This is a genomic window from Streptacidiphilus jeojiensis, assembly GCF_042510965.1.
Lineage (GTDB): Bacteria > Actinomycetota > Actinomycetes > Streptomycetales > Streptomycetaceae > Streptacidiphilus > Streptacidiphilus jeojiensis.
The window spans coordinates 568,130-581,788 of record NZ_JBEUKS010000005.1; the positions used below are offsets into that span (position 1 = coordinate 568,130).

Annotated in this window: 10 protein-coding genes, 5 tRNA genes and 1 pseudogene; 8 read left to right on the plus strand and 8 right to left on the minus strand. The window is 74.1% G+C overall.

Features of this window, described 5'->3' with window-relative positions; all coding sequences use genetic code 11:
• Positions 1-174 precede the first annotated feature (174 nt).
• Complete coding sequence (locus ABUW04_RS17565) at positions 175-798, plus strand: CGNR zinc finger domain-containing protein (RefSeq protein WP_380565628.1); 624 nt, start codon at positions 175-177, stop codon at positions 796-798.
• On the opposite strand, the gene ABUW04_RS17570 is transcribed toward ABUW04_RS17565, so the two are convergent.
• On the minus strand, positions 779-1,234 hold the full coding sequence (locus ABUW04_RS17570) for a hypothetical protein (RefSeq protein ID WP_380565629.1): 456 nt from the start codon (positions 1,232-1,234) through the stop codon (positions 779-781). The two genes, ABUW04_RS17565 and ABUW04_RS17570, sit on opposite strands and share 20 nt — an antisense overlap.
• 69 nt (positions 1,235-1,303) lie before the next feature.
• Between ABUW04_RS17570 and ABUW04_RS17575 the strand changes: the two genes are divergently transcribed.
• Positions 1,304-1,801, plus strand: a complete 498-nt coding sequence (locus ABUW04_RS17575; RefSeq protein WP_380565630.1) for a DsbA family protein — start codon at positions 1,304-1,306, stop codon at positions 1,799-1,801.
• Positions 1,802-1,919: 118 nt separating this feature from the next.
• On the opposite strand, the gene ABUW04_RS17580 is transcribed toward ABUW04_RS17575, so the two are convergent.
• From ABUW04_RS17580 to ABUW04_RS17590, 3 genes are read right to left on the minus strand one after another with little or no spacing between them, the layout of a single operon-like run.
• On the minus strand, positions 1,920-2,768 hold the full coding sequence (locus tag ABUW04_RS17580; RefSeq protein ID WP_380565631.1) for a GNAT family N-acetyltransferase: 849 nt from the start codon (positions 2,766-2,768) through the stop codon (positions 1,920-1,922).
• Positions 2,769-2,770: 2 nt separating this feature from the next.
• Positions 2,771-3,589 carry an aminotransferase class IV gene (locus ABUW04_RS17585; protein ID WP_380565632.1) on the minus strand — a complete coding sequence of 273 codons (819 nt, stop codon included), beginning with the start codon at positions 3,587-3,589 and terminating at the stop codon, positions 2,771-2,773.
• Between the two features lie 56 nt (positions 3,590-3,645).
• Complete coding sequence (locus ABUW04_RS17590; RefSeq protein ID WP_380565655.1) at positions 3,646-4,698, minus strand: chorismate-binding protein; 1,053 nt, start codon at positions 4,696-4,698, stop codon at positions 3,646-3,648.
• A gap of 246 nt (positions 4,699-4,944) precedes the next feature.
• Between ABUW04_RS17590 and ABUW04_RS17595 the strand changes: the two genes are divergently transcribed.
• The 5 genes from ABUW04_RS17595 to ABUW04_RS17615 all read left to right on the plus strand — a co-directional run bounded on the left by ABUW04_RS17595 (position 4,945) and on the right by ABUW04_RS17615 (position 5,478).
• Positions 4,945-5,017, plus strand: a tRNA-Gly gene (locus ABUW04_RS17595).
• Between the two features lie 30 nt (positions 5,018-5,047).
• Positions 5,048-5,118 (plus strand) — tRNA-Cys (locus tag ABUW04_RS17600).
• A 38-nt stretch (positions 5,119-5,156) separates the two neighbouring features.
• Positions 5,157-5,231: transfer RNA gene (locus ABUW04_RS17605), tRNA-Val, on the plus strand.
• A 70-nt stretch (positions 5,232-5,301) separates the two neighbouring features.
• A tRNA-Val gene (locus tag ABUW04_RS17610) sits at positions 5,302-5,373 on the plus strand.
• A 33-nt stretch (positions 5,374-5,406) separates the two neighbouring features.
• Positions 5,407-5,478, plus strand: a tRNA-Val gene (locus tag ABUW04_RS17615).
• Between the two features lie 151 nt (positions 5,479-5,629).
• On the opposite strand, the gene ABUW04_RS17620 is transcribed toward ABUW04_RS17615, so the two are convergent.
• Positions 5,630-5,836 carry a hypothetical protein gene (locus ABUW04_RS17620; protein WP_030248685.1) on the minus strand — a complete coding sequence of 69 codons (207 nt, stop codon included), beginning with the start codon at positions 5,834-5,836 and terminating at the stop codon, positions 5,630-5,632.
• Positions 5,837-6,338: 502 nt separating this feature from the next.
• Between ABUW04_RS17620 and ABUW04_RS17625 the strand changes: the two are divergent.
• Positions 6,339-7,589, plus strand: a pseudogene (locus tag ABUW04_RS17625) (protein kinase domain-containing protein); the annotation flags it as partial.
• A gap of 700 nt (positions 7,590-8,289) precedes the next feature.
• Here the strand turns inward: ABUW04_RS17625 and ABUW04_RS17630 are convergent.
• The 3 genes from ABUW04_RS17630 to cobT all read right to left on the minus strand — a co-directional run bounded on the left by ABUW04_RS17630 (position 8,290) and on the right by cobT (position 13,641).
• The gene (locus tag ABUW04_RS17630; protein WP_380565633.1) at positions 8,290-9,105 is read right to left on the minus strand and encodes a TrmH family RNA methyltransferase; all 816 of its coding nucleotides are present in this window, start codon (positions 9,103-9,105) and stop codon (positions 8,290-8,292) included.
• 17 nt (positions 9,106-9,122) lie between these two features.
• Entirely contained in the window at positions 9,123-10,352 is a 1,230-nt protein-coding gene (gene cobA / locus ABUW04_RS17635) for a uroporphyrinogen-III C-methyltransferase (protein WP_030248678.1), read from the minus strand.
• A gap of 178 nt (positions 10,353-10,530) precedes the next feature.
• Positions 10,531-13,641, minus strand: a complete 3,111-nt coding sequence (gene cobT, locus ABUW04_RS17640) for a nicotinate-nucleotide--dimethylbenzimidazole phosphoribosyltransferase (RefSeq protein ID WP_449341750.1) — start codon at positions 13,639-13,641, stop codon at positions 10,531-10,533.
• Between the last annotated feature and the right edge of the window lie 18 nt (positions 13,642-13,659).

Consider the following 13,659-nt stretch of genomic DNA (forward strand, 5'->3'; position numbering starts at 1 on the left):
CGCGCCACCGGCACCACCCGCTCCACCTGCACCAAGTGCTTCCAACGCTGGAAAGAAGTCGCCGCGGACCCCCACCCGGGCCGCGGCGACTTCCGCATGTCGCGGCCAGCGCGGTCCCAGGCGGCAGCGGTAGAGTCGCCGCCAACCCGCCCGGAGACCCCAGGGAGTGCCGCCGTGCTGATCACCCACGACACGCAGTGCGCCCTCGATGTGCTGGTCGACCTGCTGAACACCGACCCGGACGCCTGCGGACAGGAGGGGCTGCCCGACCTGGCCGCGCTGCGCGGCTTCGTGGTCCGGCACGAGATCAGCGAGGTCGGCACGCTGGGGACGGAGGACCTGGCGGCGGTGCGCCGGGTCCGCGGACAGATCCGCCAGGTGTTCCTGGCCGACTCCACCCGCGCGGCGGCGGACCTGGTGAACGCGATGGTGGCCAGGGCCGGGTCCACACCCAGGCTCACCGACCACGACGGCCACGACTGGCACATGCACTTCTTCGCGCCCTGCGCGGCCCTGGCCGACCACCTGGCGGTGGAGGCCGGCATGGCGCTGGCCTTCATCGTGGTGGCCGGCGAGCGGGAGCGGCTGCGCCGCTGCGAGGCGCCCGACTGCGCGCGGGTCTTCGTCGACCTGTCCCGGAACCGCTCGCGCCGCTACTGCGACAGCCGCACCTGCGGGAACCGGCTGCACGTGGCCGCCTACCGGGCCCGGCAGCGGACCGCGGCGGAGTCTCCGGACGCGATGGTGGGGGCGGCCGAGGCGTCCGGTGCGGACGGGGTCAGATCCCGCGGCGCTTGAGGATCTCCTCGACGTCGGAGAAGTCGCTCAGATCGTCGGCGGCCGACTTCTGGCCGGCCGGCTTGGCAGTGACGGCGGGGACGGAGGAGCCGCCCCGGGCCGCCTTGGGCTGCTTGGACGCCTTGACCGGCTCGGGCCCCTGCTCCCGCTGCCGGGACCGGCGGCCGATGCCGGTGGCGAGCAGCAGCAGGACGGCTGCGCCGAGCATCGCCAGGCCGGTCCAGACCTTGGGGTCGAACACCAGGTGGGTGGCCCAGCTCGACAGCGCGCTGCCGATCCGGCGGAACACGGTGATCAGGCCGGTGAGGTAGAGGCCGACCGGCACCAGGGCGACGCCGAGCCAGCGGAACGCGGAACGGATCCGGCCGCGAGCGCCGGCCAGCAGGGCGATCACCACCCCCGCCGCGGACAGTCCCATGCACACGATCGCGGTCATCGTCCTGTCTCCTCCTGCTTGGTCCGACTGGTGGTCCGACATCTCCATCCTGCCCGTAATGGGAGACTGATGACCATGAGCGAAAGTTCCTACCTCCAGGTCGAGTACTGGTGCGAATTGCAGTGCCCGGACTGCGCCGCGGCGCTGGACGACGTGCGCGCACTGCGGGAGGCCTACGGCGACCGGCTGGAGGTGGTGCTGCGGCACTTCCCGCTGGACAAGCACAAGCACGCCTTCGCGGCGGCGCAGGCGGCCGAGGAGGCCTTCGTCCAGGGCCGGGGCTGGCCCTATGTCGAGGCGGTGCTGGCCAGGGTGGACGAGCTGGCGCGGCGCGGCGAGGAACTGCTGGTCGAGGTCGCCCGGGAGCTGGGGCTGGACGCCGAGGAGATGGACACCGCACTGATCGACGGCCGGCACATGCTGGCGGTCGACGCGGACCAGGCCGAGGGCAAGGCCATCGGCGTGACCGGGACGCCCACCTATGTGGTGGCCGGGAAGCGGCTCGACGGCGGGAAGTCCCAGCGGGGGCTGCGGGAGCGGATCATGGAGCTTCTGGGCGCGCCTTAGGGTGCGGTCCCGGGTGCGGCGTGTGCCTGGCTTGTCGCGCAGTTCCCCGCGCCCCTGGGTAGGTGCAGCTTGCCCTCAGCGGTCAGTTGCAGCCCCCTACGGCCCGCACCCGGAGAACCTACAACTGCTTGTGCAGCAGGCTCCGGTAGGTCCGGTACCCCAGCGAGCGGTACAGCGACACCGCCGGTGTGTTCGCAGCGAACACGTGCAACCCCAGCTCCCGCACACCGCGGGCCACACACTCGCGTTCGGCCAGCAGCATCAGCGAACGCCCGTGGCCCCGCCCCCGGTGGGGCTCGTCGACGGCCACCATGAACACCCAGGCCGGCGGCTCGTCCGGGGACGCCTCGGGGATCGCGGTGCCGACCCAGACCGCGCCCACCGGCACTCCCCCGGCCTCCAGTCGGCGGACCACCGCGCCAGGGGTGGCCAGCCCGTCCGGCAGCACCGCGGTGTGCTCCGCCTGCCACCTGGCCCTGGCCTGCTCCGGCGTCATCCCCGCGGCGATCTGCCCCGCCACGTAGCCCTCCGACTCCCGGGCCAGCCAGGCCCCGAACTCGTCCTCGGACATCGGGCGGCCCCGGCTCCCCTCGGGCAGGTCCGGCGCCCCGGCGGGCAGCGCCTTGCGCATGTTGAGGCCGCGCAGGGTGTAGCCGAGGGTGCCGGCCAGGCCCAGCGCGGCCTGCTCGTCCGGTCCGTCCGGCACGGCGATGTCGACCCGGACGCAGTCCCAGGAGCGCAGCACCTCCTCGGCGGCGAGCACCGCGACGGTGCCGCGGCCGCGGCGGCGGTCCGGCTGATCGATGGTCAGCCCCCGGACGGAGCCGACCCGGGGGCCGGGCCGGCCGGAGACCAGGGCGGTCAGCCCGCCGACGGTCCGGCCGTTGACGCGGACCTCGAAGGTCCGCTCCCGGCCGCCGTCGGGCCTGCTGCGCTCGGGTCCCAGCGGCCGGAGCGTGGTGGTCATCCTCACGGCTCCAGATCGGCGGCGGCGCGCTCGGCGAAGACGGCGACGGCCTTGGCGGTGACCGGACCGGGGGCGGGCAGATCGCGGTCGTCGACCCGGGACACGCCCTGGATGTCGCGCAGGGTGCCGGTGAGGAAGACCTCGTCGGCCTCCTCCAGCACGCTCAGCGGGAGGTCGGCCTCCTCGGCGTCGAGCCACTGCAGGGCCAGTGCCCGGGTGATCCCGGCCAGGCAGCCGGAGGTGAGCGGCGGGGTGAGGATCCGCCCGTCCAGAACGACGAAGACATTGGACCCGGTGCCCTCGCAGAGCCGGCCGGCGGTGTTGCCGAAGATCGCCTCCGAGGCACCGTACTGGTGCGCGCGGGCCAGGGCGACCACGTTCTCCGCGTAGGAGGTGGTCTTCAGCCCGGCCACGGCGCTGTGCTCGTTGCGGGTCCAGGGGACGGTGACCACCGCGGCGGTGTCCGCGCGGTGGGCCACCTCGCCCAGGGCGACGATCAGGCTGGGGCCGCTGTCGCCGCGGTCGGAGCCGAGCGGGCCGAGGCCGCCGGTGTAGGTGATCCGCAGCCGGCCGAGCTTGGCCGGGTTGGCGGCCAGCACCTCCGTGCAGGCGCGTTGGACCAGCTCGCGCTCCGGCGCGGGCAGGCCCAGGCCGCGGGCCGAGCGCTCCAGCCGGTCCAGGTGGCGTCCGAGCGCGAAGGGCGTGCCGTCGACGGCCTTCACGGTCTCGAACACGCCGTCGCCCACGGTCATGCCGTGGTCGAGGACCGACACGATGGCCTCGGTGGACTCGCGCAGCGCGCCGTTGACCCAGATCCGCACGGTGGGCTCTCCCTCTGTGGCTTCGGACACCGCAGCCCCGGCTGCTGCAGCTCGGGCTACTGCGGCGTTGGTGCCTCAGACGCTACCGCGAGCAGCCGTGCGGCCTTCAGTTCGGTCTCGTCCCACTCCCGCTCCGGATCGGAGCCCCAGGTGATGCCGGCCCCGGTGCCGAAGCGGACCTGCGGTCCGGCCGGGTCGTCCCGGTCCAGCCAGAAGGTGCGGATGCCGACGGCGAGCCGGGCCCGGCGCCGGTCCGCGTCCACCCAGCCGACGGCGCCGCAGTAGGGGCCGCGCGGGGCCGTCTCCAGGGCGCGGATGATGCGCAGCGCACTGGACTTGGGCGCCCCGGTGACCGATCCGGGCGGGAAGGTCGCGGCCATGGCCTCGGGCCAGCCGGCGCCGGGCCGCAGCCGGCCCTGCACCGTGGAGACCAGGTGGACCAGGCCGGGGTGCTTCTCCACCGCGCACAGGTCCGGGACGGTGACGCTGCCGGTGGCGCAGACCCGGCCGAGGTCGTTGCGGACCAGGTCGACGATCATCACGTTCTCGGCGAAGTCCTTCTCCAGCAGGTCGTCCTCGGTGCGGCCGGTGCCCTTGATCGGGCCGGAGCGGACGGTGTCCCCCTCCCGTTCGAGGAAGAGCTCCGGCGAGGCGGTCGCGACCTCGACGCCCTGGGCCGGGAGGCGAACCGTTCCGGCATAGGGGGCCGGATTGCCGCGGGCCAGCCGCGCGGTGAGGGCGTCGACGTCGGCGCGGGCCGGGTCGGGCAGCGGCGCGGACAGCACCCGGCAGAGGTTGGCCTGGTAGACCTCGCCGGCGGCGATCTGCTCACGGATCCGGCGCACCCCGGCCAGATAGCCGTCGCGGTCCAGCGAACTGGTCCAGGCGGTGCGGGCCGGGCCGACCCAGGACGGGCCGGCCGTCTCGGTGCCGGCCGCCTGCGGGCCGGCGCCGGCGGACCGGGCCGGTCGGACCTCGGCGAAGCGGGCGCAGGTGAGCCGGCCCTCGAAATCGGCGACCACGGCCCAGAATCCGGAGCCGTCGAGCGCCGCCGGATCGTCGGTGACGTCCAGCAGCCCGGTGGCGACCAGACCGTCGAAACGGGCCATCGGCGGAAGGAGGGACTCGGTTGAGGTCACGGTTGGCTCGGGATTCTGTCCGGGGGGCGCGGGGTCTCCGCGCTGCCGCAGTCTAGGTAACGGGTGGTCGGGACGCCTGTCCGCAGGTCATCGCGGGGTCAGCACGGCACGCTGCCGGGATACGGAATTTGAGCTGGGCCCGGAATCCGCTAAAGTTCAACACGTCGCCAGGAAGCGGACCGCGGAAAGTCGGGCGGGAAGCACATTGGAGATCATGCGGACGTGGCTCAGTTGGTAGAGCATCACCTTGCCAAGGTGAGGGTCGCGGGTTCGAATCCCGTCGTCCGCTCGGTTGAGGGTTGCAGGTTGGCCCTTGCTCGGTGGAGTGGCCGAGAGGCGAGGCAACGGCCTGCAAAGCCGTCTACACGGGTTCAAATCCCGTCTCCACCTCAGCGAGGTTTTGAGTGGCACGCCACTCGGGGTCTCATGCGCGATTAGCTCAGCGGGAGAGCGCTTCCCTGACACGGAAGAGGTCACTGGTTCAATCCCAGTATCGCGCACCAGCCCCCTCGGGGGTTCGCAGTACCGTTTGCCGCAGTAACGTTTGCCGCAGCACCGTTCGACGAGTGTCCCGCGCGATTAGCTCAGCGGGAGAGCGCTTCCCTGACACGGAAGAGGTCACTGGTTCAATCCCAGTATCGCGCACGAGTCCCCCCGGGGACTTGTCCGTACCACCCCGCGCGATTAGCTCAGCGGGAGAGCGCTTCCCTGACACGGAAGAGGTCACTGGTTCAATCCCAGTATCGCGCACAGCAGTTGAGGGCCCGTCCGATTGCGGACGGGCCCTCTTCGTGATGCCGTGCATGTGCGTTGCGTGGTGCGCGGCGTCCGCGCCCGGGCTGCCCTCACCGACAGTCCGGACGCGGCGCCGCAGTCTGCGGGGCACCGGTCAGCGGAGGACTCAGTGCTGGATGAGATGCAGCACCGAGGTGGCCTGCACGGTGAACTGCGACCAGCCGCCGAAGGCGAAAGCCAGCAGTGCGGCGACCGGGAGCGCGATCGCCAGGGCGATCAGCGGGTTCCTGGTCTCGCTGGTACGAGCGCGATCGGACTGGCGACGGCGCCGTACTGATCCTCCCCTGGCTGTTCCACCCGTGTATACGGACATGGCCTGGTTCCCACTCTCGTCGGCTGCTGCTTCGTCATCGTCGGCAGGCGGTCTTGATCGTTGGCTGGTCGCGGTGGGCGGAGTACCTCGGGGGACGAGCTGCCCGCCCACCGCTGGTACCAACCTACGGTCGGCACCCCTGGCCGGGCGTCATGCCCCGGGACCGTCCCTGCGGCATCCGGAAGGAGGACGGTCCTCCCCGGGGACTACTACCGGAGGGGGAGGGCCGGTCCCCCGGCTGTCAGGGTCACCCCTGACAGCAGCCCGGAGGGGACGGTGAAAGCACAGGTCAGAGCGGTAGCACCGGTACCACTCGGATACGGGGCGGGGGTACTGCGGGTGCAGTACCGGAGGGTCCCGGGCGGAGCCGACCGGGGGAAATCCGACAATCCCACGGATCGTCACTGCGTTGCGTATCAGCACACCGCCCGACCCAGTCCGTAAGCTGTCGGCTGGCAGGGACAACAGCCCCCGCACGGGGACCTGACGGCGGGACGGAAATGTGGCGATGATGCGGCTCCGGCGGGAGGATCCGCGAGTCGTCGGCCCCTACCGCCTGCACCGGCGGCTCGGCACGGGCGGTATGGGTGTGGTCTACCTGGGCTCCGACCGCAAGGGGCAGAAGGTCGCGCTCAAGCTGATCCGCTCCGAGCTGGCCGAGGACCAGGAGTTCCGCACCCGCTTCGCCCGCGAGGTCGCCGCCGCCGCCCGGATCAGGGGCGGCTGCATCGCGCGCCTGGTCGCCTCCGACATCGACGTGGAACGGCCCTGGCTGGCCACCGCCTACGTGCCCGGGCCCTCGCTCTACAAACGGGTCGGCGACGAGGGGCCGCTGCCCTGGCCCGAGGTGACCGCGATCGGCGCCGCGCTGGCCGACGGCCTGGTCCACGTCCACGAGGCGGGGGTGGTGCACCGCGACCTCAAGCCCTCGAACATCCTGCTGTCCCCCAAGGGGCCCAGGATCATCGACTTCGGCATCGCCTGGTCCACCGGCGCCAGCACGCTCACCCATGTCGGCACCGCCGTCGGCTCGCCCGGCTTCCTGGCCCCCGAGCAGGTCCGCGGCATCGCGGTGACCAGCGCCACCGACGTCTTCGCGCTGGGCACCACGCTCGCCTACGCGGCGACCGGCGACTCCCCGTTCGGCTCGGGGACCTCCGAGGTGATGCTCTACCGGGTGGTGCACGAGGAGCCCGACCTCAGCGACGTCCCCGGCGCGCTGCTGCCGGTGGTCCGGGCCTGCCTGGCCAAGGAGGCCTCGGACCGGCCGACCACGGCCCAACTGCACGACCGGCTCAAGGAACTGACCGCGCGTGGGACGGCCATCGGCCTCAGCCAGGTGCCGCGGCCGCAGGCCCGGCAGAGCCGTCCGGCCGAGGCGACCCAGCGGGCCCAGGCACCCGGCCGGGGCGGCAGCGGCCCCGCGGTGGCCCAGGGCGGCGGGCGCCCGCCGGCCCGTCCGGCGACCCGGCGTCCGATGCCGCCGACCATGCGCGAACCGCAGCCGCCGCGCCAGGACGCGCAGCAGCACACCCGCCGGGACGTCCGGCCGGAGCAGCGGCACGACTCGCGGCCGACCGCGCCGTCACCGGCGCCCGCAGCCCGGCGCACTCCCCCGCCGACCGGATCGCAGCAGCGTCCGGCCGGACGGCCCGGCGGCTCCTCGCGGCGGCTGCTGCGGCAGCGGCTGATCGTCTTCATCACCGTGACGGTAGGTGTGGCGCTGGCCATCGCCGCCGCCCAGGGCTGCGAGAACCGTGACAGCCGGGGGCTGCAATCGCCGCCGCGGCCCAGCACGGCGGCGAGCCGCCCCGCGGCGGCCGTGCCCGCCGTCGCCCCGTCCCCGGCGGGGGACGCGCTGCAGGCCGCACCGGCCACGGCGGACGGCGGCACCGACGGCGTGGACTGGGCCGACCGCAGCTACCCCGATCCCAGCGACGGCTCCACGGTCGTCCTCAAGGACGGCCGCGCCTCGGCGGCGGGCACCGCCCCGGTGGCGCTCAGCAGCGTGCTGCCGGCCCGCTACCGGGGCAACCCGGCCGCGGTGGTGGTGCTCACCCGCCAGGACGGCGCGGTCCCGGAGGACCTGATCGAGCTCTACCAGCTGCCCGGTGGCGCATCCGGGTCCGGCACAGCGGCCGGCTCCGCTGCAGAACCGGTTCTGCTGGCCTCCCACGCCTCCACCGGCGACCCCCAGGCCACCGGCACCTGGCGGATCGCCGACGGAGCGGTGCTGCGCGAGGAGCACACCGCCGCCTCCGGCACCCGCCCGGCCAGCACCACCCGCTACGCCCCGCTGGGCAACGGGACGATGAGCGAGACCTGGCCGGGGACCGGCACGGTGGCCGGCCAGCAGGGCTGACGCCCCGGGGCTCCGGGGGTCCGCGGGTTCCGGGGGCTCCGGGGGCTCCGGGGGCTCCGGGGGCTCCGGGGGCTCCGGGGGCTCCGGGGGTTCAGCCCACCGGCTGCTGGGAGAGGGCGTAGAAGCTCACCGCGGCGGCGGCGGCGATGTTGAGCGAGTCGACGTCGTGCGACATCGGGATGCGGACCCAGGCGTCGGCGGCGCGCAGGGCCTCGGTGCTGAGCCCGTGGCCCTCGGAGCCCAGCAGCACCGCGCAGCGCTCCAGCAGCTTGGGCGAGACCTCGGACAACGGGACCGAGTCGCCGTGCGGGGTGAGCGCGAGCAGCGAGAACCCGGCCTCGCGCAGCGTCTCCAGCGACCGCGGCCAGGGGTCGAGCACGGCGTAGGGGACCGAGAAGACGGTCCCCATGGACACCTTGACGGCCCGTCGGTAGAGCGGGTCGGCGCAGTCGGGCGAGAGCAGGATGGCGTCCATGCCGAGCGCGGCGGCGCTGCGGTAGACGGCGCCGATGTTGGTGTGGTCGACGATGCCTTCGAGCACCGCGATCCGGCGCGCCCCGGCCAGCACGTCGGCGGCGTCGGCGAGCGGCTTGCGCTGCATGGACGCCAGCGCGCCGCGGTGCACGTGGTAGCCGGTGACCTGCTCGGCCAGTTCCGGCGCCACCGCGTAGACCGGCGCCGGGACCTCGTCGATGACGTCGCGCATCACGTCGATCCACTTGGCCGACAGCAGCATCGAACGCATCCGGTAGCCGGCCAGCCGGGCCCGGCGGATCACCTTCTCGCCCTCGGCGATGAACAGGCCCTCCTCGGGCTCGCGCCGCCGGCGCAGCTCGACGTCGGTCAGGGCGACGTAGTCGCGCAGACGGGGGTCCTGGGGGTCGTCGATGGTGATGAGTTCGGCCACAGGTCGATCCTGCCCGCTCAGATCTGGGCTGCCAAGTTGTTGACGGCGACCACGTCGCCGATGACCACGACGGCCGGCGGGCGGATCTCCTCGGCCGCGACCACCTCGGCGACGGTGGCCAGGGTGGCGTCGACCCGGCGCTGGCCGGCGGTGGTGCCCTCCTGGACCACGGCGACCGGGGTCTGCGGGTCACGGCCGCCGGCGACCAGCGCGGCGGCGATGGCGCCGATGCGCTCCACCGCCATCAGCAGCACCAGGGTGCCGCGCATCCTCGCGGCGGCGTCCCAGTCGACCAGCGAGCGGGGGTCCTCCGGGGCGACATGGCCGGAGATGACGCTGAACTCATGGGTGACGCCGCGGTGGGTGACCGGGATGCCGGCGGCCGCGGGGACGCTGATGGAGCTGGAGATGCCGGGGACCACGGTGACCGGCACGCCGGCCTCGCGGCAGGCGAGCAGTTCCTCCATGCCGCGGCCGAAGACGTAGGGGTCGCCGCCCTTGAGCCGGACCACGAACCTACCCGCCCTGGCGTGCTCGATGAGGGCGTTGTTGATGGCCTCCTGGGCCATGTAGCGGCCGTAGGGGATCTTGGCCGCGTCGATGACCTCGACATGGGGCGGCAGTTCGTCCAGCAGCGCGCGGGGGGCGAGGCGGTCGGCGACCACCACGTCCGCCTCGGCGAGCAGGCGGCGGCCGCGGACGGTGATCAGGTCCGGGTCGCCCGGACCGCCGCCGACCAGGGCGACGCCCGCGGTGCGGCCGCGGTGGTGGGCGGCGGCGAGGGTGCCCTCGCGCAGGCCGGCGACCACGGCGTCCCTGAGCGCGGCGGAGCGGCGGGGGTCGCCGGAGAGGACCGCGACGGTGGTGCCGTCCTGGCGTCCGGTGGCCGGGGTCCACGCGGTGGCGGCGGAGGCGTCGTCGCTGCGCGAGCAGAAGGTGCGGTCGGCCTCGGCCTCGGCGGAGGCGGCGGCGTTGGCCGCCGGGTCGTCGGTGGCGGCCAGCACGTACCAGGCCCCGGCGAGGTCGCCTGCGGCGTAGCGGCGGGGATGCCAGGTGAGTTCGCCGGCGTCGGCCATGGCCTGCACCGAGGGGGTGGTCTCGGGGGCGAAGAGGTGCACGTCGGCGCCGGTCGCGAGCAGGGCGGGCAGCCTGCGCTGGGCGACGGTGCCGCCGCCGAGGACGACGACGCGGCGGCCTTGCAGGAGGAGACCGACCGGGTACGGCGTGGTGTCGTTCTCGGGCGGCATGGTGGCTCCAGGGCTTCGTGTGCAGGTTCTGATGAGCTGAATGGTGCGCTCAGTTCGACGGTGCGGCGCGGTGCATGGTTCGTCGCGCAGTTCCCCGCGCCCCCAGGGTGCTGCAACTGGGCCAGTTGCACTATCCAGGGGCGCGGGGAACTGCGCGGACAGCAACTCCCGCAGAGGGTCAGTGCTTCTCCGTGACCCCGGCCGAGTCGAACGTGGCGACGTCGTGCATGGCGCGAGCCGCGGACTGGACCAGGGGCAGGGCCAGCAGGGCACCTGTGCCTTCGCCGAGGCGGAGGTCGAGGTCGATCAGGGGACGCAGCCCCAGCTTCGCGAGAGCGGCCTTGTGGCCGGGCTCGGCCGAGCGGTGGCCCGCGACGCAGGCCGCCAGCACCTCGGGGGCGATGGCCTTGGCCACCAGCGCCGCGGAACCCGCGATCACCCCGTCGAGGATCACCGGGGTGCGCAGGCTGGCCGCGCCCAGCAGGAAGCCGGCCAGGGCCGCGTGCTCCAGGCCGCCGACCGCCGCCAGGACGCCGATCGGGTCGGAGGCGTCGGGGCGGTGCAGGGCCAGCGCCTCGCGGACCACCGCGATCTTGCGGGCATGGGTCTCGTCGTCGATGCCGGTGCCGCGCCCGGTCACCACGGAGGGGTCCTCCCCGGTGAAGACGCAGATCAGGGCCGCCGCCGCGGTGGTGTTGGCGATCCCCATGTCCCCGGTGACCAGGGCCTTGTTGCCCGCCGCGACCAGATCGCGGGCGGTCTCGATGCCGACCTCGATGGCGCGCAGCGCCTCCTCGCGGGTCATCGCCGGCTCGACGGTCATGTCGGCCGTACCGGGACGCACCTTGCGCGGCAGCAGACCGGTGGTGCGGCCGGAGTCGATGGCGGGGGGCAGCTCGGAGGCCACGCCCACGTCCACGACGCAGACCTCGGCACCGAGCTGCGCGGCGAAGGCGTTCACCACCGCGCCGCCGGCCAGGAAGTTGGCCACCATCTGGGCGGTGACCTCCTGCGGCCAGTGCGTGACGCCCTGGGCGTGCACGCCGTGGTCGCCCGCGAAGACCGCGACGCAGGCCGGTTCGGGGATCGGCGGCGGGCACTTGCGGGACAGCCCGCAGAGTTGCGCGGAGATTATCTCCAGCATGCCGAGCGAGCCGGCCGGCTTGGTCATCCGCTTCTGGCGGTCCCAGGCCTCGCCGAGCGCCTTGGCGTCCAGCGGCCTGATGCCGCGTAGGGTCTCCTGCAGCACGCTGTGCGGTTCCTCGCCGGGCAGCGCGCGGCGGCCGTAGGTCTCCTCGTGGACGACCCAGGACAGCGGGCGCTTCTTGGCCCAGCCGGCCTGCGCCAGCTCGGGCTCGGCCGGGAACTCGTTGACGTAGCCGACGCAGAGGTAGGCGACCACGTCCAGGTGCTCGGGCAGGCCCAGCTCGCGGACCATCTCCTGCTCGTCGAAGAAGCTGACCCAGCCGACGCCGAGGCCCTCGGCGCGGGCGGCGAGCCAGAGGTTCTCCACCGCGAGCGCGGCCGAGTACGGCGCCATCTGCGGCTGGGTGTGCCGGCCCAGGGTGTGCCGGCCGCCGCGGGTGCGGTCCGCGGTGACCACGATGTTCACCGGGGTCTCGACGATGGCCTCGATCTTCAGTTCCTTGAACTGCTTGGCCCGCCCCTTGGGCAGCGTCTCGGCGTAGACCTCGCGCTGACGCTCCGCCAGTTCGTGCATCCGGGCCCGGGTCTTCGCGGAGCGGATCACCACGAAGTCCCAGGGCTGGGAGTAGCCGACGCTGGGGGCGGTGTGGGCCGCCTCCAGGACCCGGATCAGCACCTCGTGCGGGATCGGGTCGGGACGGAAGCCGTTGCGGATGTCGCGGCGCTCGCGCATCACCCGGTGCACCGCGTCCCGCATCTCGTCGTCGTAGGCCGGGGCCGCGGGGCCGTCGGGGACGGCCGGGGGCAGCGGTTCGGGTTCCGGCTGCTGCACCGTCCCGGCCTCGGCGGCGCCGGAGCCGTCCACGGCGAGGACCCGCCGCTCGGGCTCGGACGCCTGCTCCGGCACGGGTACAGCGGTGGACTGCGAAGGGAGTTCAGGCACAGGCTGCGCTTCCGCTGCGGGATGGACGGGGGACAGTACCGGGTCCGACAGCGTCCCGGTGCCCTGAGCGGTGCTCTCCGAGGTGCCGGGGGCGGCGGGCGCCCCGGTCGGGACCTCGGGCTCCACCTCGGCGGCGGCGCTGACGTCGGCGACGGTCTCGGGGACGGACTCGACGACCGGCTCCATGACGAACTGGCGCGGCGGCGGGGACATGAACGCGGAGATCCGGCTGCCGCCGGCCTCGGGCGAGGCGCCCTGGGCCGGGATGGCGGCGTCCGGCTGCGGTGCGGAGGACTCCGGCCTGGCCTCCGGCTCCGCTGCCTCGACCTCAGGTACAGCTTCAGCCTCGGCCGCCGGCGGCTCGGGCTGGGGCGCCGGTTCGGCGGCGGGAGCCGGCGCGGCGGCCGGCTCCGGTGACGGCTCCACCAGGACCGGTTCCACAGCAACTGGTTCCACAGCGACTGGTTCCACGGCGATCGGTTCCGCGGCTACTGGTTCCACCGCGACGGGTTCCACCGGGATCGGCTCGGCGGCGACCGGCTCGACGGGGGTGGGGGCGGCCTGGACCGGGGCGGCGGCTTCCACCGGCTCCACGGGCTCGACGGGGAGGGCCGAGGACGCGGGCCGCGGCTCCGGAACGATGACCGGTTCCGGTTCCTGCACCGGTGCGGGCTGGACCGGGTTGGCACCGAGGGTGCTCTCCGGTGACGGCATCTGCACCGGGACGGTGACCGCCACCGGCTCGGGCGCCGGTCCGGTGCTCTCGACCGGCTCGGCCAGCGCGGGCTCGACCTGCACCGGTGCGGTGCCGACGGCGGTGCCCAGCGCAGCGGCGGCACCGACCGGCTGGTCCAGGTACTCGGGGCCGGGATGCTGACCGGTCGGCGCGGCCGGGGCCGCGGGCATGCCGTAGGGCGGGGTCGCCGGTGAGGAGACCGTGAACGGCGACTCCGCGCCGGCCGTCGGGCCGCGGTCGGCCAGCGAGCGCACCGGCACCTGACCGGTCATCAGCGAGGGGTCCGGGATCGGCGGCCCGGCGTGCAGCGGCCGGCGCGGCGCGGCGACCACCGGCTGGACCTGCTGCGGCTGCTCGGCCACCGGCGCGGCAGGCGCGGGCGCACTCTCCGACGCCGCCGGAACGGCCGGAGCCGGGGCCGGGGCCGTCGGCGGGGTCCGCGGCGGCCAGGACGGGGCCGGCACCGTCCCCTCGGCGGGCGC